We start from the raw sequence: 19,505 nt of genomic DNA, 5'->3' as shown, positions 1-19,505 counted from the left end.
CCGCATTTACTTAGAATGGTTAGTATGGATCAATTTTTTCAAATTTTTTTTGCTGGTCTGTCGGCCCTTGGAGCTATCGTTTCGGCGATTTTTGCCTATATTACGTGGCGTCAAGCCCTTGGCTCTAAGGAGGCCAAGGCAAAGGCAGATGAAGCGCATAAAGCAGCTCTAGATATGCGTGATGCGGCTCAGCGTTCTGCAGAAGTTGCACAAGAAAAGGTCAAGCAGGCTGAACGCTCCGCAAAGGCTGCGGAAGAACAAGTCAATCAGGCTGAGGAATTGCTTGAGCAGATGTCAGATATTGCTTCCAACCTATGGCGGCCTGAGTTTGAACTGACTCATGTATTAGGGAAGGAAACCTTTAGGCTACGTAATGTCACTATGGGCCCTATTAAGGTTCTTGAGGTGGTTAACTTAAGCGAGTTTGGGAATCAAGAAAACCTCAAAGAGACTATTGAGAAAGAGTTTGGCTCTGGCGAGATGGTCCGATTTGAACTATATCATCATGGGTCAGACTTAAACCTGCGTCTCCGAATCGACGGGCGGGATAATATCCTCTGCGTCCCAATTGAATATAATCTCGACCTCCTACTAAATAGGTAAAATAGGTTGAGTTCATCATCAATCTATTTATAACCAGGAACTGGTAAGGGTCTTTCCGAAGGATCCTCTAACTTTAGTTATGCCTCGCGATAACTAGGTTATAGTTCGGAGAGCGTCATCAGGTACATAGATTGATTGCGATTTACTCACAACTTTATAACGGGTAAACACCCACAATAAACGATTCGGGCATAAAGAAACCCCCTGCGTTCCCCTTAGAGGAGGGGGAACACAGGGGGTCTCTGCCCTTAAACCAGAGAGGTACTTAGGTACCCCGCAAGTTTTAGAAAGCCTTGTTTACCAGCGCAGCAAGACCGGACTTCTTGTTTGCAGCGGTCTTCTTGTGCAGAACACCCTTGGAAACAGCCTTGTCCAGCTTACGGTTCACAAAACGCAGAGCCTCAACAGCAGCTTCCTGGTTCTGTGCCTCAACAGCAGCCTTGACCTTGCGGGTCGCGGTCTTCAGCTCGGACTTTACAATGTTGTTGCGCAGGCGAGCCTTCTCGTTGGTGAGGATACGCTTCTTCTGAGACTTAATGTTAGCCACAATTAAACTTTCTGTTTTGTCTTATTGGTCGGTGAGGGCGACGCTGGCCGATCATCGACTGAGCGGCGTGGGGATGCCTATGGCAACCGGCCAGCAGTGCCCGATGACCATCGGACACTCAACCACACATAATACCAGATGAACAGCCTCCACGACAGACCCCCGCGGAGAGAAAAATACTGTGAAAACCACTACACGCAGCCTCCACATCCGGCGCAGATAATCGGCACCAGTCGCCGGTGAAACTACCGGCACAGGGTGTTAGCCGTTATGGCGAGTCCACGCACGCTCAATCAGGCGGAACGTATCCTCCGGCATAATCGCACCCTCACGGCGCATCGCATCCGGGCGAACACGAATCACACGGTTCAGCTTCACCTCAGAAGCGCGGCCCTGCGGATCCCACGGACCCGAACCAATATCGAGGTAGTTCGAATCAGCGTGCTCACGGTTATTGTGGTCCTTGCTGGTCATCATCAGCGCCAGCAGGTACTCACCGTCACGACCCACCAGAAGCACCGGGCGGTCCTTACCCTGCGAGTGGTCCTCCTCAAAGGGAACCCACGTCCACACGATTTCACCCGGGTCAGCGTCGCCGTCCAGGGAGGGCGAGTACTCAAAGTTGATCATGTCGCGGTAATCGCCGGGGTAATCCGAGCTGTCGGATGCGACGGTCGAAGCCGGTGCGGAAGGCTTAGGTGCCGAGGATTTTGCCGAGGAAGGCTTCGGGGCACTCGGCTTAGGCGCCGAAGAGCCGGAGGTACGAGCCTCACGCTGACGAGATTCATCCTTGCGGGACTCACTCTTCTGGGAGGACTCGGAGCCGCCCTTAGACGCAGTAGCATCGTTGAGGGCATCCTCTGCCGCCTTCTGCAGGAAGGGCAGCAGGGCAAAGAAAATTTTCTTCAGAATTTCGAGCATGGGCTCTATTATGCACTACAGGCGCGGAGGTAGAGCAATCGCCAAAACAGCCTGCTCCACCGCATACACCGCGTCCTGCGACTCGCCCTTCAGCTGGGCGTCCGCATCAGCCAGAAGCTGCACAATATGCGCCAACTGGGCGCCGGTAAAACGGCGGCCGTCACGCTGAGCCTGCTCAACCTGCCACGGTGACATACCCACCTCACGCGCCAGCTCGTTAGCGCTCATACGCACGTGGTGCACGCGCGCAATATTGCGGATACGCATGGCTAGCGCGCCAAGCATCGGAATCGGCTCCGTGCCGGTGGCAAGGGAGTGGCGGAGCAGACGCAGAGCCTCCGGGGCGTTACCGGAAATCGCGGCGTCACTGACGCGGAACGCGGTGACTTCGGTGCGGCCGCCGTAGTAGCGGTTCACTGCCTCCTCGGTGATTTCGCCGGGCACATCTGAGAGCAGCTGCTGGCATGCGGCGGCAAGCTCAGCGGTGTCGGAGGCGGCAGCAGTCAGCAACGCCAAGGCGCCGCCGGTAATGGGGCGCTGAGCTGCGGCGAACTCCCCCGCCAAGAACTCGCTCTTCTCACGGTCGGTCTTGAGCGCCTTGCAGTTAATGAGCACGAACTGGGAGCGCACCAGGTCGATGAGCTTCTTGCCGCGGTTACCGCCCGAGTGGTTCAGAATGAGCATGATATCCGGCTCGGGGGCGTTCAAGTAGGCAAGCGTATCGGTCAAAAACTCGTCGCTCATGGAGGCTACGTTCTCAACCTCAATAATCTTCGCCGAACCGAACAGGGAGGGCGAAGCGTGCAGGATCAGCTCCCCCGCCGTGTAGGTGGCGGCGTTAATCTGAACGCGGTCCACCTCCGGGTGGATGCTGCGGAACAGCTCACGCAGGCGTGCCGCGGCACGGGAGGCGAAGTACTCCTCCGGGCCGTAGAGCATGACGGCGGGTGCCGGGGTGACGGTACGCCACGCGGTGTCGAGGGCGGGGCCGCCTCGGCGGGCGTAGCCTCGGGAACCACCACGCTGGGTTGAACGCTTACGCTCGGACACGCTTATCACTCGCCTTTATCTGCAGGGTACGGGCTGAACTCGGCCCCGCTGCGCGCGGGGTGCGGCGCGGGTAGAGTCTCGAGTATCCATCATAGCGTTTTCTTCTCAGATGCCTCCTAGCGGTGGTTAGGGGTAGTCGGTCAGGGACGGGCGGGCTGATGGGAGCGCTGATAGGAGGGCGCGGTTTGCGGTACTACCCGCAGATACTGCCGGTGCGTGACCGCGCGGTAGCGGCGCGCATCCACCCACCAGAGGGCAATGCTCAACGCCAGCACGCAGAGGGCGCTACACACCACCGCAGGGAGGCTCGAACCGGGCTCCCACGGGTTACCCGGCGCGTGCGCGGCAGTGTGTGCCGCCCACTCGATGCCCTGCGCGGCAAGGCCACCGGCGCGCAGGCACACATCCGCCAGAGCGGGCAGACCCAGGAGCATGAATCCGAGCGCCACCAGCCCGGCGAGCATACTCAGCGGCGCCAAAGGAGCGGCAACCAGGTTCGCCGGAACCGAATAGAGCGGCACCTTACCACTCATCGCCAAAATCAGCGGAGTGCACCACAGGGACGCCACAATCGGCGCGGCGAGCATCTCTGCGCAGAACACCGGCATGACGCGCATGAGCAGGCGAATCAGCGGCGGGCCCAGCAGAATCAGCGCGGAGGTCGCCGTCACCGACAGGGCGAACCCCATATCCACGGCGAGGTGCGGGGCGGCAAGCAGACACATCAGCACCGTTGTTTGCAGCGCCGCCAAAGACTGGCGACCCGAACCGCGCAGCATCGCGTATGCACCGAGCAGACCCATGGCGAGGGAACGAATTACGGAACCCTCAGAGTCCAGCAGCATGGCGTAGGCGAGCACCGCCGCGACCCCGCACAGCACCATGACGCGGTGCGGAATGGCGAGGGTGCTCAGCCGATGTACGAGCGGCGGCAGGGCGTGGGCGTTTGGCGGGGTAGGTTGTTGAAACTGGGCTGGTTGTTGAGGTTGGGCGGGGCGCCGGGGGTACGCGGGGCGGCGAGAACGAGCCGTGCTTCTCCCCCGCAACCGCTGCATCCAGGAACGGAACAGCAGGTATGCGCTGGCGAAACGGTACGGACGAACCGCCAACACCAGCCGGTACGCACCCAAAAACACAATGGCAATATTCGCCCCGGATACCGCCGTAATATGGCTGAGCCCGCTGAGCTTATACTCCTCCCGCGCGGTCGAACTCATCAGCGAATCATCCCCGTAGGCGGTACCCAAAACCAGTGCCGCCGACTCCGTGCCGAGGGCGTCCAGGGCGCGGGTGCGCAGCTGCTCCTTGAGCGTGGACAGGTACGGCTCCGCCGCCGTCCGGGTGACAGCGTTCGACCCGGTACCGTAGGCGGGCGCAGGAAAAATAGTTGCGCCGCTCAGCTTCGCCGTGGAACCGTTGAACTCCACCGTGCCGAGAGCGGTCACCTTCATGCCCGGATAAATCGCCTGCGAGCGCGCGGTACCGCTCCCCTGTTGCTGAGCTGCCGAGCTCGCCGCCGAACGTGCCTCCAGGCGCTGCGCGGCGCTCTTTGCCGAACCGTCACGCCGATACACGCGTACCCGCTCATTCACCAGCGCACGCACGCTCCGCCCCTGAATTTCCTCCAGCTTAATGACCACCAGAGTAGTGCGCGGATCCACGCGGCGAACCTGCTCCACCGTGCCATTCAGACGAAGCGAGGCACCCTGCGCCTGCTGCAGGGTGGCGCGGGATGCATCCACCCCCGTAGCGCACAAAAGCACCGCCTGAACCGTGACAATACACGCCAGAAAAACCAGCTGACCGGTCGTGCGAAAGAGCAGGCTGTAGGGCATCACCGCACGCGGCGGAAAGAACAGCAGAATCACCAGGCACCCCAGCAGGGCAATGAGCACACACGCCAGCGGATGCACCACCCGCCACGTACCCACGGTCAGCGCCGCCGCGGTAAAAGCCCACAGCACCAGCACCGTAAAACTCAGGCGAAAGTCCAGGTGAATGAGGCTTCCCTGGGCGCGCAGCTCCTGCTCATCACGGCGGGTACGCCACCGTTCAGCGCCGATGCTCCAGCGGTAGCGGACGCGGTCATACGCCGTAGCCGCGGACCGGATGAGGCGCCGGGTGAGGCGCAAGGAACCGGGAAAGAGTTCCTGCTCCCCTGCCTGCGGGCGGTTCGGCCTGCGGTTTTGCCGGGGCATTAGACCGTCACCAGCGGACGCAGATTCTCCAGCATCGACGGACCAATGCCAGGCACCGCATCCAGCTCATCCACGCTACGGAAACCGCCGTGCGCCTCACGCCAGGCAATAATGCGCTGAGCCATCGCCGGACCAATACGCGGCAGGGTCTGTAGCTCCTCAGCGGTGGCGGTGTTAATGTTCACCGGGGTTGAACCCTTCTGCGCACTGCCTGCAGGAGTTAGCGTGCGTGCAGGCTGAGGCTGAGTGCCACCCTGCGATGCACCATTCGCCGCGTTACCCTGACCCGCATTCGCCGTACCACCGTTAGGCTGAATCTGCGCCGGAGCAGCCGTCTCGCCACGATGCGGCACATAAATCTGCACCCCATCACTGAGCGCACCGGCAAGATTCACGCGGTCCAGGTCAGCATCCGCGGCCGCACCGGAGGCGGCGGCAATCGCATCCACGGCACGACCCTGCGCGGGCAGCGTGTACACGCCGGGGTTGTTCACGGCACCCGCCACGTGCACCCGCACGGTAGCCTCACCGGAGGCGCCACTCTGCGCAGATTCACTCGGGTTAGCGCCCGGCTGGGCAGTAGACTGGGTGCCAGGCTGAGCACCGGGGCTCTGCTGGGCACCCACCGCCTGCACCGACTCGGCAGAAGCGCCCGGGGAGGCGACCTGCTCGGCACGCGGCGCCGCCGAAAACTGGGTCACACCCCACACCACGGCAACCAACGCCAACACCGCCACCAGAAGCAGCACGCGCGGCGACAAGCCCCAACGGGCACTGCGGGTGGTGCCGGGCTGATCGGCCTGCTCCCACTCCGCCCAGTCGTCCACCTCGTTCCAATCGGGCTGCTGATCCCAGTCAGCCCAACCATTCGACTCCGGCTGGGATGCCGTGGGCTTGCTGGTAGGTACAGGGTCGCCGGTAGGTACGGGCTGGCTCGCCCTGGGCTGTGCGGTGCCGGGCTGAGAAGAATTAGGCAGCGAAAATTCAGGCTGCGGTGCCTCAGCTTCTTCGGCAGCTACCTCCGCGGGCGTTACCTCAGCGGCAATAGCCAGCGGCACGGTGTCCTCGGCATCCGGCGCACCGTTCTTGCGGGCGCGGGGGCTGCGGTAGAGGCTGTTCATCAGGGAGCGGGCGCTACGCTGCGCGCCGCCCTGCTGGGTTGTGTTGCCAGGCTGGGCTGCGCTGTCCTGCGCAGGGCTCTGTACAGCGTTCTGGTCGGGGTTGGGGGTCATGCTCGTCATACCCCTACCCTAGGCTCACGCGCGCGAACGCACGAGCGCGAACAAAGAACCTGTGGATAACTCCCCTCGAACAACGAGAAAGAAGCTATCCACAGGCTCATTTTTGAAAAATATGCGGTTTTTGTTCAAAAACGGCGGGTTTCGGTTTGTCATAAAACCGTCACAAACACCTCAGCCACATGCCCAGACACAAGCACCGCCACACGCGCAGACCGCGCCGCACAGACCAGAATCTAGCCCTCGCTTAGTCCTCACGCGGCAACTCAGTACCCGGAACGCCCAGCTCCGAAGCACGCTTATCAGCCATCACCAGCAGGCGACGAATACGGCCCGCAATCGCGTCCTTCGTCATCGGCGGATCAGCCAGACGACCCAGCTCATCCAACGACGCATGCTTATGCAACACACGTAGCTCACCGGCATAGCGCAGATGATCCGGCGCCTCATGACCCAGAATCTGCAGGGCACGCTCCACGCGAGCGCTCGCCGCAACAGCCGCCTGAGCGCTACGGCGCAGGTTCGCATCATCAAAATTCGCCAGACGGTTCGCGGTCGCACGAACCTCCTTGCGGGTACGCGCCTCACGCCACGTGGTCAGGGTGCCGGTCGCGCCCATACGCTCCAACAGCTGCGAAATCGTCTCGCCGTCACGCACCACCACACGGTCCGTGCCGCGCACCTCGCGTGCCTTCGCAATAATGTCCAGGCGACGAGCCGCACCCACCAGCGCGAGCGCCGCCTCCGGACCGGGGCAGGTAATTTCCAGGGAGGAGGAGCGACCCGGCTCAGTCAGCGAACCGTGCGCCAAGAACGCACCGCGCATGACCGCCTCGGCGTCCTGCAGGGAGCCGTTCACCACAGCCGGCGGCAGACCACGCACCGGGCGGCCACGCAAATCCAGCAGACCGGTCTGGCGAGCCAGCGCCTCACCGCCGTGATCCACACGCACAATGTAGCGGCCGCCTCGACGCAGGCCACCACCGCTGACGCTGGTCAGCTCAGAGTCGTGGCCGTAAATCTCCGCGATGGTGCGGCGCATGCGGTGGGCGGTTGCTTCGTGGTCGACCTCAGACTCCACCACGATTCGCCCCGAGACAATGTGCAGGCCTCCGGTAAAACGCAGAATCGTAGAGATTTCTGCCTTACGAGCAGAGACTTTCGTTGCCTCGTAGTTGGCGAGTTCGTCCTTGACGAGCGTGGTTAATGCCATGAACAGGTCCTTCTGGGCGTAGTGTCTAAGAGTCTATAACTTCGGGAAATGGGCACACCAAAATAGCAGCCGCAACGGTGATTCTAGGAGCTCAGCTCAAACGCTTCGTTATACGCAGCCGCAAGCTTCAGCGGGTCGTGCACATTCGGCTGGGAGCTCGAACGCAGATGCGCCCACACAACCTTCGCACCCATCGCAGAAGCCTCACGCTCCAGCTCGGAACGGTGATCAGCCTGCATGTCAGCGTCAGCAATCACCGCGTCAAGGTGAAGCTTCGGGGCGTACTGGCGCAACAAATCCAGGTGCGTTGCCGGGGTGAAGCCGACCGTCTCCTTATCGTCGGAGAGGTTCATGACCACGCAGCGGCGCGCCTCCGTGCGGATAATCGCCTCACGCTGAGCGTCCAACAGCAGATGCGGCAGAACCGACGTACGCCACGAACCCGGACCCAAAACAATCCAGTCGGACTCCTCAATAGCGGAGAGCGCCTCCGGGCAGGGGCGAGCATTCTCAGGGGTCAAACCGATATCGTGAACGCGCTCCTCCTTCGAGAGGTTCACCTGGCCGACCACCTTCACACGCTCAATACCGCCGCCGTTATGCTCACGCAACACGGTGCCGTAAATGACCATCGGATCCAGCGCCATCGGCAGCACGCGGCCGCGCGCATTCAGCAGCGCACCCGCCCAGTCCAGACCCGCAACCGGGTCATCCAGCAGCTGCCAGAGAGTAGCAATCAGCAGGTTACCGAGCGCGTGATAATCCAGCGGGAACTCACCCTCATAACCCTCGGGTGCGCTAAAACGATGCTGCATCACATCACGCCACGTGCGACCCCAATCGGTGTCATCACACAGCGCAGAAAGCGCCATACGCAAATCACCCGGAGGGAGAATACCCATCTCCTCACGCAAACGACCCGACGAACCGCCATCGTCAGCAACCGTCACAACAGCCGTCAAATCAGGCGTGACGTGGCGCAACGCAGACAGGGAACCGTACAGCCCGTGGCCGCCGCCCATCGCCGTAACCTTCGGCGAACGGTGCGTGGTCTTCAACAAGCGCAAAGCCTGAGTCGGCAGAGCCGGCAGGCGCGGAATACCCTGAGTGTCATAACTGGTCGAATGGGTAGACATAGTAATACCTCACATACCCGGAAGGAATGGTATGCCGGCCCCACGGTGTGCGGGGCCGGACGGCGGCTAATGAAACACGACGCGGTGGTTGGGACGCGCCGGGAAAAACTTACTCGCGGCCCTTGTCGCGGTGCTGAACATTCACGTTCAGCTCACCGAAAGCAGAGAGACGACGAGCCAGTTCCTCCGTCACAGCCACGGAACGATGCTTACCACCGGTGCAGCCAATTGCGATGGTGGCGTAGTACTTACCCTCACGGCGGTAGCCCTCAAGCACGGGGCGAAGAGCCGCAAGATAGTTGCTGATGAACTCCTCGGTGCCTGCGTGCTCCAGCACGTAGTCGCGCACCGGGGCGTCCTGACCGGTCAGGGGGCGCAGCTCCGGAACCCAGTGCGGGTTCGGGATGAAACGCATATCAGCCATGTAGTTAGCGTCCGAAGGCGCACCGTACTTGAAGCCGAAGCTCATCACGGTCAGGTTCAGCTTCTTATCCGCACCCTCAGCAAACATTTCACGCACGGTACGAGCCAGCTCGTGAACATTCATGCCGGTGGTGTCAATGGTGCGGTCAGAAGCGAGGCGCAGACCTTCAAAGAGAGTGCGTTCAGCGCGGATACCGTCGAGGACGCGGCCCTCACCCTGCAGCGGGTGCGGGCGGCGCTGAGCCTCGTAGCGGGCAATAATGGTTTCGTCCTTGGCGTCAAGGAAGAGCATGGAGAAGTCAATATCGGACTTGCGCAGAGTCTCAATCGCAACGGGAAGATCGGAGAACAGTGCGCGGGCGCGAACGTCAATGCCGAGCGCCACCTTCGGAACTCGCGCACCGTCACGGGTCACCAGCTCAGCCAGGGAACCGAGCATCTGCGGTGGGATGTTATCGATAACGTACCAGCCCTCATCCTCCAGCACGTTTGCGACAGTGCTGCGGCCGGCACCGGAAATACCGGTAATCACCAGAATCTGAGGGCGCTCCTCACTCTGGGCGGACTGTACCGTGGCGGGCTTGCTCTGATTCTCGGGCATGGTGCTTCTTCCCCTTCAACGCGAAATACTCTCTATGCCATGATACAAGACCTTTATCTGACGGTTCAGGGGTACGGTCAGAAATTTCACCACTATGACAGAAATATGAGACGCTCCCCCGACCGAACCCCAGAAGGAACCCCAGAAGAAAGAAACCCGCATCACAAGTGCTTGCACATAATGCTCTCCGAGGGGTCTACAGAAGGAGGCGGACGGCAGAGCTACGGAGGGTACAGCCCCCGGCTAAGAACCTCGCGCGGTAACACTGCCGCGGGCACAGCAAAGCCCGCACGATACCTCCCACAGGAGGCACCGCACGGGCTCCACACTATAAACGCTCCAAAACTCTACGCGGATACGCCAGGTTGCCTTAGACAGAAAACTCAGGCAGAAAGCTCAGGCAGGAAAGCCGCCACATGCTCCAGCAGACGCACCGACAGCTCCTTCTTCGAACCGGAGAACACCGGCGCCTCATCATTCAGGGTCGACAGCAACGTAATCGTGTTATCGTCCGTGCCGAAACCACGATTCACACCCACCGTATTGACCGCCAAGAAGTCCGTGCCCTTACGCTGCAGCTTCTCACGACCCAGCTCCAACGGAGTCTTCTCCGCCGAACCGGTCTCCGCCGCAAAACCAACAATGAGCTTCGGACCGAGGGTGCTCTCCCCCGCCTCATGAGCCTGCTGGCGGCGCACCACGACCTCACGCAGAATATCCGGGTTGCGCACCAGCTGAATCACCGGCGCATCCTCAGAATCGGCGCTCTTCTTAATCTTGAACTCGGCAAACTCGGCGGGCCTAAAATCAGCCACCGCCGCAGACATGATCAGCACATCCGCCGCCGCGCTCGCCTCAAGGGTCGCCTCACGCAGCTCCAGGGCGCTCACCACGCGGGTCACCTGCACACCCTCCGGCGCGGGAACCTCAAGGTTCGCACCAATCAGGTGCACGGTCGCGCCCAGGTCGCGTGCCGCCTCCGCGAGCGCCACGCCCTGCTTGCCGGTCGAACGGTTGCCGAGGAAGCGTACCGGGTCCAGTGCCTCACGGGTGCCGCCAGCGGTAATGACCACGAGGCGACCGGCCAGAGGACCACGCAGCGATTCGGATGCGCCAGTTGCCTGGCCCGAATCAACCTGACCAGGCTCAACCTGGCTCGAATCACCCTGACCCAGCAACGCCGAAGTCAGCGTCGCCGCACGCGCCGCCGCCATACGCTCCTGCTCCGTGCCCGTGTACAGGGGCTCAGTCGGCGCGTAACCGGGCGTGTACACCGGGTGCACCTGCCCCTTCGGGAAGCGAGCAATCACATCCAGCGCCACCGCGAAAATATCCTCCGGCTCTGGCATACGACCCGGACCAGAATCCGGGCCCGTCAAACGCCCAATCGCAGGCTCAATCACGTGATAACCCCACGAACGCAGCGTCTGCACATTCGCCTGAGTCGCCGGATGCTCCCACATCTGGGTGTGCATCGCCGGCGCCAAAATCACCGGAGCGTGCGTCGTCAACACCGTAGAGGACAGCAGATCATCAGCACGACCAGCCGCCAAACGAGCCAGCAAATCAGCGGTCGCCGGGGCAATCACCACAGCATCAGCCTGCTCAGCCTGACGCACGTGGTTCACCTCCGGCACACGGTCAAACACGTCCGTTGAGACGGGGTTGCCGCTCAGCGCCTCCAGGGTGGGAACACCCACGAACTTCGTCGCGTTCGGGGTGGGCATGGCGATTACCTCGTCGCCATTCTTCGCAAAAAGACGAAGGAGCATCGCCGCCTTATACGCAGCAATGCCCCCTCCAATACCAACGATAATGCGCATGGTACGTCAAAGAATCCTTGTAGAAGCAGATTACTCAGCGGACTCGTCGAGGATAACCTCTTCGATAGCAATAACCTCTTCGCTACCTGCGGGGATGTACTCCTCCTCGATAGCGCCAGAGAACTCAGCCGCGCTGAAATCAATCACAGCGGACAGATCCTCGGGAATCGGGTAGCCGTCCTCGTCGAACTTAGCGTCCGGGCGGTGCTCTGCCACAACACGGTCAGCAATGATTTCACGCATTGCCACCGACAGGGACTTCTCGTTCGACTCAGCGTCAACCAGCGGGCCAACGTGCGCAGCAGTATTGTCCTGCAGGTTAGCGTAGTACGCGTTAATCTGGCGTGCACGGCGGGCACCGAAAATCACCAGGCCGTACTTGGACTCCGCCTTCTCAATCAGCGCGTCAGCGCTGGGGCTCACGATGCCCTCGGGAGCGACACCGTCAACGAAGTTGTAGTCCTCGTGTTCCTTGATTTCGTTTGCCACTAAAAACTCCAAATAGCTTGATGGAATGTACGTACCGAACGCCCCCGTACACCGTTCGCGCTATGGCGCAAACCGGGCAGACTGAGGGCACGGTCAAAACTAAAGAACTATTCTACCCTCTCAACGGCTAAAACGCACGTACCAGCCTGGACAAAAGGTGTCAGCACAGCCAAAAAGGTGGGGGCCCGAAGAAAACTCTTCGAAACCCCCACCTTTCACAACGCCTCACGGCAGAACTACAGGTCGGAAGAAACTCTAGCCCCACCGCAAACGCAAAGCATGCAGATTAGGCGGCGCCAATCAGCTCAGCAATCTCCTTCGCTGCACGCTCAACAGAGTCGTTGACGACCGTGACGTCAAATTCTTTCTCAGCAGCCAACTCAACCTTCGCGGTTTCAAGGCGACGAGCTTGCTCCTGCTCACTCTCGGTACCTCGACCCACCAGACGCGACACCAGCTCATCCCAGCTCGGAGGAGCCAAGAAAATCAGGCGAGCATCCGGCATGGTCTCGCGAATCTGGCGAGCACCCTGCAAGTCAATCTCAAGAATCACCGGGCGGCCAGCATCCAGAGCCTCCTGGACCTTAGCGCGCGGAGTACCGTACTTGTTCTTACCGTGTACCACAGCGTACTCAAGCATCTGACCGTCAGCAATCATCTGGTCAAACTCTTCCATCGAAACGAAATAGTAGTGAGTACCGTCAACCTCACCGGGGCGAGGATCACGAGTAGTAGCGGAAACAGAGAACCACACGTTCGGGTAGTTCTCACGAATGTACTGGCACACCGTACCCTTGCCAACAGCAGTGGGGCCAGCCAGTACGGTGAGAGTCGGCTGAGACATAGCTTCCTTACTGCGCCTTCATCGACTGAAGGCACGATGTGTTAGGACTGAGAAGATTCAGGAGGCAGAGTATTAGTCCTGCGACGTGCACGGTTCAAATACCGCGAATTACGGTTGAAGTACTCCACCATCTTGCGACGCTGGTGTACACCCAGGCCGCCAAGGCGGCGAGTCGGTGCAATATGAAGTTCTTCAATGATGCGTTCAGCTCGAACGGCACCAATGCCCGGAAGTGCGCGCAGCATCTGCCCCACCGGCATTTTAGCCAGTGCAGGGTCGGAATCGACCATATCGAGCACCTGACGCACGGAAAGTTCACGGTCACTCAGTGCACGCTTAATTTCCTGGCGGTGTGCTCGGGCAAGTACTGCCTTCTCGCGGGCGGAGGCGCGCGCATCCTCAGTTAGCGGAGTCAGCGGCATGGTTGGGTCCCCCATTTCTGCGAGTTATAGAATTTTACTTATCAACTAATGTATCACGGATAGCGCGAGAATCCTCGTTCCACCCGCGGCACTCACCCTCGCACCAACAATGCGTCTACGCACGTCAGCACGTAAATATCAGGGAGTACCCCTATAGCATAGCGGAGTATTCGCCCTATCAAAAGTGGAACCACAGAAGCGCCTCATAGAGCGGGCGCACTCCCCCGCTACAGAGGTGAGCAAACTCGCACCGGCGCGGGTGTGCGGCGGCAAAATTATGCATGCCGGTGTACCCAGAAACGGGGGTTAAACCAGTCGAACCCGGCGCTCCCGGGGCGAAAATTGGGCGCGGAAATCGGGTGCCGAAAACCGGGTATCGGAACCCGGAAACGCAAAAGGGGTGCGCACCCCGAGCAGACCCTCAACAGAATCCACCCGGAGCACACGCCCCTCTCACACAACACGCGAACTATGCGCCGCGAGCCGCCAACAGGTCATCACGAGCCGCCTGCGCAGCCTGCGCCAAACCCTCAACCGACGGGCCAGCAGCCAGTACGCCACGGCTAGAATTCACCAACACCTGCGACTCAACGCCCGCAAACACGCGGTACAGATCAGCCGCCGAAGCGCCCTGCGCACCATAACCCGGCGACAGAATCGGGCCGTTGAACACGCTCAGGTCAATACCCAAATCAACCAGCGCCTGACCAACAGTCGCGCCAACCACCAGACCGCACGGGCCCATCTGCTCCCACTGGCGGGAAGCATTCTCAGCGGTAGCCGCAGCGATAATACGCTTAGCCACAGCGCCCCCAGACTCGCCAGAATGACCAGACTCCGACGCGCCCACGTGCTGAACGCTCTTACCCTCAGGGTTCGAGGTCAGCGCCAACACGAAAGTGCCGCGGTCATTCTCATCAGCCAAATCCAGCGCCGGACGCAGCGACTCAAAACCCAGATACGGGCTCAAAGTCACCGAATCGGTACCCAGCGGCGAAGACGAGCCGAGCCACGCATCCGCGTACGCCTTCATAGTCGAACCGATATCGCCGCGCTTAGCGTCAGCAACAATCAGCACACCATCAGCGGCAGCGCGGGCAAACAGCGCCTCCAGCACAGCAAGACCAGCCGAACCGTGACGCTCAAACAGCGCCACCTGAGGCTTCAACGCCGCCGCAAACGGGGCGCAACCCTCATAGACCGCCTCAGTAAAAGCAGCCAGACCGGCAGCAGAATCCTCAAGACCCCACTGCTCCAGCAGGTTCGGATGCGGGTCAATACCCACACACAGCGGGCCGCGCTCCGCCATCGCCTTCGCCAGACGATCACCAAAAGCAGCGGACATTACGCCTCGCCACCCTCAGAACGAGCATCCACAGCGGCAGCCAGCTGAACGCCGTGCTCCTGCAGGCTCATGATGTCCCAGCTGTGCTCACGCAGAGCGTTAATCGCCTGAACAGCCGCAGCGAACTCAGAAATGGTAGTCATGACCGGGCAACCCACCGAAACCGCAGCGGCACGAATCTCGTAACCATCGCTACGAGCAGCACCACCGGCAGGGGTGTTCAGAATCAGGTCAATATCACCGTTGCGGACCATGTCAACAATCGAGTGGTCGCCATTCGCCTCAGCGAACTTCGAAGCCACAATCACCGAGTTCAGGCCGTTACGGCGCAGAATCTCAGCGGTACCACCGGTCGAAACGATCTCAAAGCCCAGCGACTCCAGCATCTTCGCGTAAATAATGACGTTACGCTTATCGTGGTTAGCCACCGAAATGAACACCTTACCGGAAGTCGGCAGCGGCGAACCAGCACCAGCCTGAGCCTTCGCGAACGCGGTGTCATAGTGCTTATCCAGACCCATGACCTCACCGGTCGAACGCATCTCCGGGCTCAGCAGCGAATCCACCACGACACCCTCCGGGGTGCGGAAACGAGCGAACGGCAGAACCGCAGCCTTCACAGCAATCGCGGTCTCCTCCGGCAGGGATGCGCCATCCATGTTCGACGGCAGGTAGCCCTCAGCCTTCAGCTCCGCAATGCTCTTGCCCAGACCAATCAGCACAGCAGCCTTAGCCATCTGCACGCCGGTAGCCTTCGACACGAACGGAACAGTACGAGAGGCACGCGGGTTCGCCTCAATCACGTACAGGTTCTCAGACACGTACGCGAACTGAATGTTAATCAGGCCGCGCACACCGGTGCCGCGAGCAATCTTCTCGGTAGCGTCCTTCACCTTCGCGATGATGTCCGGGCCGAGAGTAATCGGAGGCAGAGTACAGGAAGAGTCACCCGAGTGAATACCGGCTTCCTCAATGTGCTCCATGACGCCGCCCAGGTACAGCTCATCGCCGTCGAACAGGGCGTCAACGTCAATCTCGATAGCGTCCTCAAGGAACTTATCAATCAGAGCGGGCTGCGAAGGCGAAACCTCGGTAGCGTTCTCCAGGTAGCGTGCCAGGTTCGCCTCATCGTAGACGATCTCCATGCCACGGCCACCCAGCACGTACGAAGGACGAACCAGAACCGGGTAACCAATCTCGTCAGCGATGCGCTTAGCACCCTCGAAAGTGAACGCGGTACCGTTCTTGGGCGAAATCAGGCCGCCCTCCTCCAGCACGCGGGAGAACTCGCCGCGGTCCTCAGCCAGGTCAATAGCCTCGGGGGTGGTGCCCAGAATCGGCACGCCCGCATCCTTCAGGGCACGAGCCAGTTTCAGCGGAGTCTGACCGCCCAGCTGCACGAACACGCCCATCAGACCGCCGGTACGACGCTCCGACTCAACAATCTCAAGCACATCCTCAAGGGTCAGCGGCTCAAAGTACAGGCGAGTCGAAATATCGTAGTCAGTCGAAACAGTCTCAGGGTTGCAGTTGACCATGACAGTCTCGTAACCGAGCGAACGCAGCACCAGCGAAGCGTGCACACAGGAGTAGTCGAACTCGATACCCTGACCGATACGGTTCGGGCCCGAACCCAGAATCATAATCGAGGGCTTCTCGTGGTGCGCAACCTCATCCTCCAGGTCGTAGGAGGAGTAGTGGTACGGAGTGAACGCCTCAAACTCGGCTGCACAGGTGTCAACAGTCTTGAAGACCGGGCGGATACCCAGAGCGTGGCGAACACCGCGCACAACATCCTCAGAAGAGCCGATAATCTCAGCAATCTGAGCGTCCGAGAAACCGTGACGCTTAGCCAGCTTCAGGGTCTCCGGGTCAAGGTTGTCACGCTTAGCGTGAACCACACCGGCAACCTCATTCAGCAGCACCAGCTGATCCAGGAACCACGGGTCAATCTTGGTCGCCTCGTGCAGCTGCTCCACGGTAGCGCCAGCCAGCAGAGCCTGCTGAACCTGGTAGATACGCTGAGTGGTCGCAACCTTAGTCTTCTCAACCAGCTCAGCCAGCTCAGCCTCAGACAGGGACAGCGGCTTGAACGAGAAGGACGCACCCTTCTGCTCCAGCGAACGCATCGCCTTCTGCAGAGCCTCAGTGAAGTTACGGCCCAGAGCCATAGCCTCACCAACACTCTTCATGGTGGTGGTCAGGGTCGGGTCAGCAGCCGGGAACTTCTCAAACGCGAAGCGCGGAACCTTCACGACCACGTAGTCGAGGGTCGGCTCGAAGGACGCCGGGGTCTTCTGGGTGATATCGTTCGGAATCTCATCCAGGGTGTAACCCAGGGACAGCTTGGTCGCAATCTTCGCAATCGGGAAGCCGGTAGCCTTCGACGCGAGCGCCGAGGAACGAGACACGCGCGGGTTCATCTCAATGACGATGATGCGGCCGGTCTTCGGGTCAATCGCGAACTGGATGTTACAACCACCGGTGTCCACGCCAACCTCACGAATCACGTTAATCGCGATGTCGCGCAGCTTCTGGAACTCACGGTCGGTCAGGGTCAGTGCGGGTGCCACGGTGATGGAGTCACCGGTGTGCACGCCCACGGGGTCGAAGTTCTCGATGGAGCAGACGACCACGACGTTGTCGTTGGTGTCACGCATCATCTCCAGCTCGTATTCCTTCCAGCCGAGGATGGACTCCTCCAGCAGGACCTCGCTGGTCGGCGAGTACTGAATACCGGCGCCAGCAATACGGTAGAGGTCTTCCTCGTTGTACGCCATACCTGAGCCGAGACCACCCATGGTGAAGGAGGGGCGGACCACCATCGGGTAGCCCAGCTCCTTAGCGGCTTCCAGCGCCTCCGGCATGGAGTGAACAATCACCGAGCGTGCAGACTCGCCGCCGGCGCGATCCACCACGCCCTTGAATGCTTCACGGTCCTCACCGAGGTTAATCGCCTCAATGTTCGCGCCGATCAGCTCAACATTGTACTTGGCGAGCACGCCGCGCTCATCCAGGGAGATAGCCGCGTTCAGCGCGGTCTGACCACCCAGGGTCGGCAGGATTGCGTCCGGCTTTTCCTTCTCGATGATCTTCTCAATCACCTCGGGGGTGATGGGTTCAATGTAGGTGGCGTCCGCGAACTCGGGGTCGGTCATGATGGTTGCCGGGTTCGAGTTCACGAGGATGACGCGCACGCCCTCCTCCTTCAGCACGCGCAGTGCCTGAGTGCCGGAGTAGTCAAATTCCGCTGCCTGACCGATGACGATGGGGCCGGAACCGATGACGAGGACGCTATTAAGGTCAGTACGACGAGGCATTTATGCTTCCTTTGCAGTCTTGGTTGCGACCATCAGGTCGATGAAACGGTCAAAGAGGTAGGCGGAATCGTGCGGGCCCGCGGCAGCCTCGGGGTGGTACTGCACGGAGAACGCGGGGATGTCCTTACAGGTCAGGCCCTCAACCACGTTGTCGTTCAGACCCACGTGGGAGACCATGACCTGACCGAACTCAGCGTTCGGTGCGGTCACGTAGTCGCCAATCGGCGCGTCCACAGCGAAGCCGTGGTTCTGCGCGGTGATTTCAACCTTGCCGGTGGTCTTGTCCATGACCGGCTGGTTGATGCCGCGGTGGCCGAAGGGCAGCTTGTAGGTGCCGAAGCCCAGGGCGCGGCCGAGCAGCTGGTTACCGAAGCAGATGCCGAAGAACGGGGTGCCCTTACGCAGCACGCCCTGCAGCAGCTCAACCTGCTCGTCAGCGGTTGCCGGGTCACCGGGGCCGTTGGAGAAGAACACGCCGTCGGGGTTGTGGGAGTAGATGTCCTCGAGGGTTGCGCTTGCGGGCAGCACGTGCACGCGCACGCCACGCTCAGCGAAACGCTGCGGGGTCATCGACTTAATGCCCAGGTCCAGGGCGACGATGGTTGCGACCGGGGGTGCGAACCAGTTGAACTGGTGCGGCTCAACGGTGTAGGCGGTGTCAACCGAAACGGAGTCAGCGAGCTTACGGCCAGCCATCGGCTCGGAGGCGCGCACCTCCTCCAGCAGTTCAGCTTCGGGGCGTTCTGCGTGCTCACCGGAGAACACGCCCGCACGCATCGAACCGCTCGAACGCAGGCGGCGGGTCAGGGCGCGAGTGTCAATGCCCTGAATACCGACGATGCCCTGCTCGATGAGCTCTTCGTCGAGGGTGCGCTCAGAACGCCAGTTGGATGCCACACGTGCTGCGTCGCGAACCACGTAGCCGGCAACCCAAATCTTGCGGGACTCAGCGTCGGTGGTGTTCACGCCGGTGTTGCCGATATGGGGAGCGGTCTGAACCACAATCTGACCCGCGTAGGAGGGGTCGGTCAGGGTTTCCTGGTAGCCGGTCATACCGGTCGAGAAAACCGCCTCGCCCAGGGACGCGCCGGTTGCGCCGTAGCCGTAGCCGCGGTAGACGGTGCCGTCCTCCAGGACGAGCAGCGCGCGGTCCGTACGCAGGGCGCCGGATCGTGTCATGTCAGTCATGCTCTTCTTCCTTTTCTCTGGTGTTCTCCCCCGCTTCCTGTACGGCCTCTACCGTGCAGGTTCCGGGGTAGTCTATGGTGCCTTCGGCGGGTGTTCGCCTGACCTCAGGCAAAATCTATGGGTGTGGGTGCGCAGGGATATTAC

16 protein-coding genes are annotated in these 19,505 nt (G+C 60.7%); 1 reads left to right on the top strand and 15 read right to left on the bottom strand.

Annotation, left to right across the window (positions count from 1 at the left end; translation table 11 throughout):
• Positions 1-24 precede the first annotated feature (24 nt).
• Positions 25-603, top strand: a complete 579-nt coding sequence (locus tag HMPREF2894_RS06325; protein WP_070593334.1) for a hypothetical protein — start codon at positions 25-27, stop codon at positions 601-603.
• A 283-nt stretch (positions 604-886) separates the two neighbouring features.
• On the opposite strand, the gene rpsT is transcribed toward HMPREF2894_RS06325, so the two are convergent.
• From rpsT to carA, 15 genes are all read right to left on the bottom strand, one after another.
• Entirely contained in the window at positions 887-1,150 is a 264-nt protein-coding gene (gene rpsT, locus HMPREF2894_RS06320) for a 30S ribosomal protein S20 (protein WP_005505969.1), read from the bottom strand.
• 261 nt (positions 1,151-1,411) lie between these two features.
• A complete protein-coding gene (locus HMPREF2894_RS06315) occupies positions 1,412-2,071 on the bottom strand; it encodes a type II toxin-antitoxin system PemK/MazF family toxin (RefSeq protein ID WP_070678323.1) in 660 nt (219 codons plus the stop codon).
• Between the two features lie 15 nt (positions 2,072-2,086).
• Positions 2,087-3,121 carry a DNA polymerase III subunit delta gene (holA, locus tag HMPREF2894_RS06310; protein WP_049327212.1) on the bottom strand — a complete coding sequence of 345 codons (1,035 nt, stop codon included), beginning with the start codon at positions 3,119-3,121 and terminating at the stop codon, positions 2,087-2,089.
• 140 nt (positions 3,122-3,261) lie between these two features.
• A complete protein-coding gene (locus HMPREF2894_RS06305; RefSeq protein ID WP_070678320.1) occupies positions 3,262-5,319 on the bottom strand; it encodes a ComEC/Rec2 family competence protein in 2,058 nt (685 codons plus the stop codon).
• Complete coding sequence (locus HMPREF2894_RS06300) at positions 5,319-6,560, bottom strand: ComEA family DNA-binding protein (RefSeq protein ID WP_070678317.1); 1,242 nt, start codon at positions 6,558-6,560, stop codon at positions 5,319-5,321. Before HMPREF2894_RS06300 ends, HMPREF2894_RS06305 begins: the two co-directional genes overlap by 1 nt.
• A gap of 244 nt (positions 6,561-6,804) precedes the next feature.
• A complete protein-coding gene (gene whiA / locus HMPREF2894_RS06295) occupies positions 6,805-7,770 on the bottom strand; it encodes a DNA-binding protein WhiA (RefSeq protein WP_005505961.1) in 966 nt (321 codons plus the stop codon).
• An 83-nt stretch (positions 7,771-7,853) separates the two neighbouring features.
• Positions 7,854-8,906, bottom strand: a complete 1,053-nt coding sequence (yvcK, locus tag HMPREF2894_RS06290) for a gluconeogenesis factor YvcK family protein (RefSeq protein WP_012903503.1) — start codon at positions 8,904-8,906, stop codon at positions 7,854-7,856.
• 109 nt (positions 8,907-9,015) lie between these two features.
• Positions 9,016-9,930 carry an RNase adapter RapZ gene (gene rapZ, locus HMPREF2894_RS06285; protein WP_070678312.1) on the bottom strand — a complete coding sequence of 305 codons (915 nt, stop codon included), beginning with the start codon at positions 9,928-9,930 and terminating at the stop codon, positions 9,016-9,018.
• A 383-nt stretch (positions 9,931-10,313) separates the two neighbouring features.
• Positions 10,314-11,753: a bifunctional phosphopantothenoylcysteine decarboxylase/phosphopantothenate synthase gene (locus HMPREF2894_RS06280; protein WP_070604309.1), complete on the bottom strand. Its 1,440-nt coding sequence runs from the start codon at positions 11,751-11,753 to the stop codon at positions 10,314-10,316.
• Between the two features lie 30 nt (positions 11,754-11,783).
• The gene (rpoZ, locus tag HMPREF2894_RS06275; protein ID WP_044150418.1) at positions 11,784-12,242 is read right to left on the bottom strand and encodes a DNA-directed RNA polymerase subunit omega; all 459 of its coding nucleotides are present in this window, start codon (positions 12,240-12,242) and stop codon (positions 11,784-11,786) included.
• A gap of 286 nt (positions 12,243-12,528) precedes the next feature.
• On the bottom strand, positions 12,529-13,086 hold the full coding sequence (gene gmk, locus HMPREF2894_RS06270; protein ID WP_005505951.1) for a guanylate kinase: 558 nt from the start codon (positions 13,084-13,086) through the stop codon (positions 12,529-12,531).
• 41 nt (positions 13,087-13,127) lie between these two features.
• Positions 13,128-13,508, bottom strand: a complete 381-nt coding sequence (gene mihF, locus HMPREF2894_RS06265; protein WP_005505949.1) for an integration host factor, actinobacterial type — start codon at positions 13,506-13,508, stop codon at positions 13,128-13,130.
• A 469-nt stretch (positions 13,509-13,977) separates the two neighbouring features.
• Entirely contained in the window at positions 13,978-14,853 is an 876-nt protein-coding gene (gene pyrF, locus HMPREF2894_RS06260) for an orotidine-5'-phosphate decarboxylase (RefSeq protein ID WP_012903497.1), read from the bottom strand.
• Positions 14,853-18,173: a carbamoyl-phosphate synthase large subunit gene (gene carB, locus HMPREF2894_RS06255; RefSeq protein WP_070666530.1), complete on the bottom strand. Its 3,321-nt coding sequence runs from the start codon at positions 18,171-18,173 to the stop codon at positions 14,853-14,855. Before carB ends, pyrF begins: the two co-directional genes overlap by 1 nt.
• Positions 18,174-19,361, bottom strand: a complete 1,188-nt coding sequence (carA, locus tag HMPREF2894_RS06250) for a glutamine-hydrolyzing carbamoyl-phosphate synthase small subunit (protein WP_049327218.1) — start codon at positions 19,359-19,361, stop codon at positions 18,174-18,176.
• Positions 19,362-19,505: the final 144 nt, after the last annotated feature.

It is taken from the genome of Rothia sp. HMSC066G02 (assembly GCF_001813145.1).
Classification (GTDB): Bacteria; Actinomycetota; Actinomycetes; order Actinomycetales; family Micrococcaceae; genus Rothia.
The sequence above is the reverse complement of the archived record's forward strand: the minus strand, read 5'-3'. Positions and strand labels throughout refer to the sequence as shown.

Bases quoted from the DNA above. Each gene is read 5' to 3' on its own strand.
- whiA (WP_005505961.1), bottom strand. From the start codon at position 7,770: ATGGCATTAACCACGCTCGTCAAGGACGAACTCGCCAACTACGAGGCA.
- carA (WP_049327218.1), bottom strand. From the start codon at position 19,361: ATGACTGACATGACACGATCCGGCGCCCTGCGTACGGACCGCGCGCTG.
- HMPREF2894_RS06325 (WP_070593334.1), top strand. From the start codon at position 25: ATGGATCAATTTTTTCAAATTTTTTTTGCTGGTCTGTCGGCCCTTGGA.
- HMPREF2894_RS06280 (WP_070604309.1), bottom strand. From the start codon at position 11,753: ATGCGCATTATCGTTGGTATTGGAGGGGGCATTGCTGCGTATAAGGCG.
- gmk (WP_005505951.1), bottom strand. From the start codon at position 13,086: ATGTCTCAGCCGACTCTCACCGTACTGGCTGGCCCCACTGCTGTTGGC.
- rapZ (WP_070678312.1), bottom strand. From the start codon at position 9,930: ATGCCCGAGAATCAGAGCAAGCCCGCCACGGTACAGTCCGCCCAGAGT.
- mihF (WP_005505949.1), bottom strand. From the start codon at position 13,508: ATGCCGCTGACTCCGCTAACTGAGGATGCGCGCGCCTCCGCCCGCGAG.
- pyrF (WP_012903497.1), bottom strand. From the start codon at position 14,853: ATGTCCGCTGCTTTTGGTGATCGTCTGGCGAAGGCGATGGCGGAGCGC.
- HMPREF2894_RS06305 (WP_070678320.1), bottom strand. From the start codon at position 5,319: ATGCCCCGGCAAAACCGCAGGCCGAACCGCCCGCAGGCAGGGGAGCAG.
- HMPREF2894_RS06315 (WP_070678323.1), bottom strand. From the start codon at position 2,071: ATGCTCGAAATTCTGAAGAAAATTTTCTTTGCCCTGCTGCCCTTCCTG.
- yvcK (WP_012903503.1), bottom strand. From the start codon at position 8,906: ATGTCTACCCATTCGACCAGTTATGACACTCAGGGTATTCCGCGCCTG.
- carB (WP_070666530.1), bottom strand. From the start codon at position 18,173: ATGCCTCGTCGTACTGACCTTAATAGCGTCCTCGTCATCGGTTCCGGC.
- HMPREF2894_RS06300 (WP_070678317.1), bottom strand. From the start codon at position 6,560: ATGACGAGCATGACCCCCAACCCCGACCAGAACGCTGTACAGAGCCCT.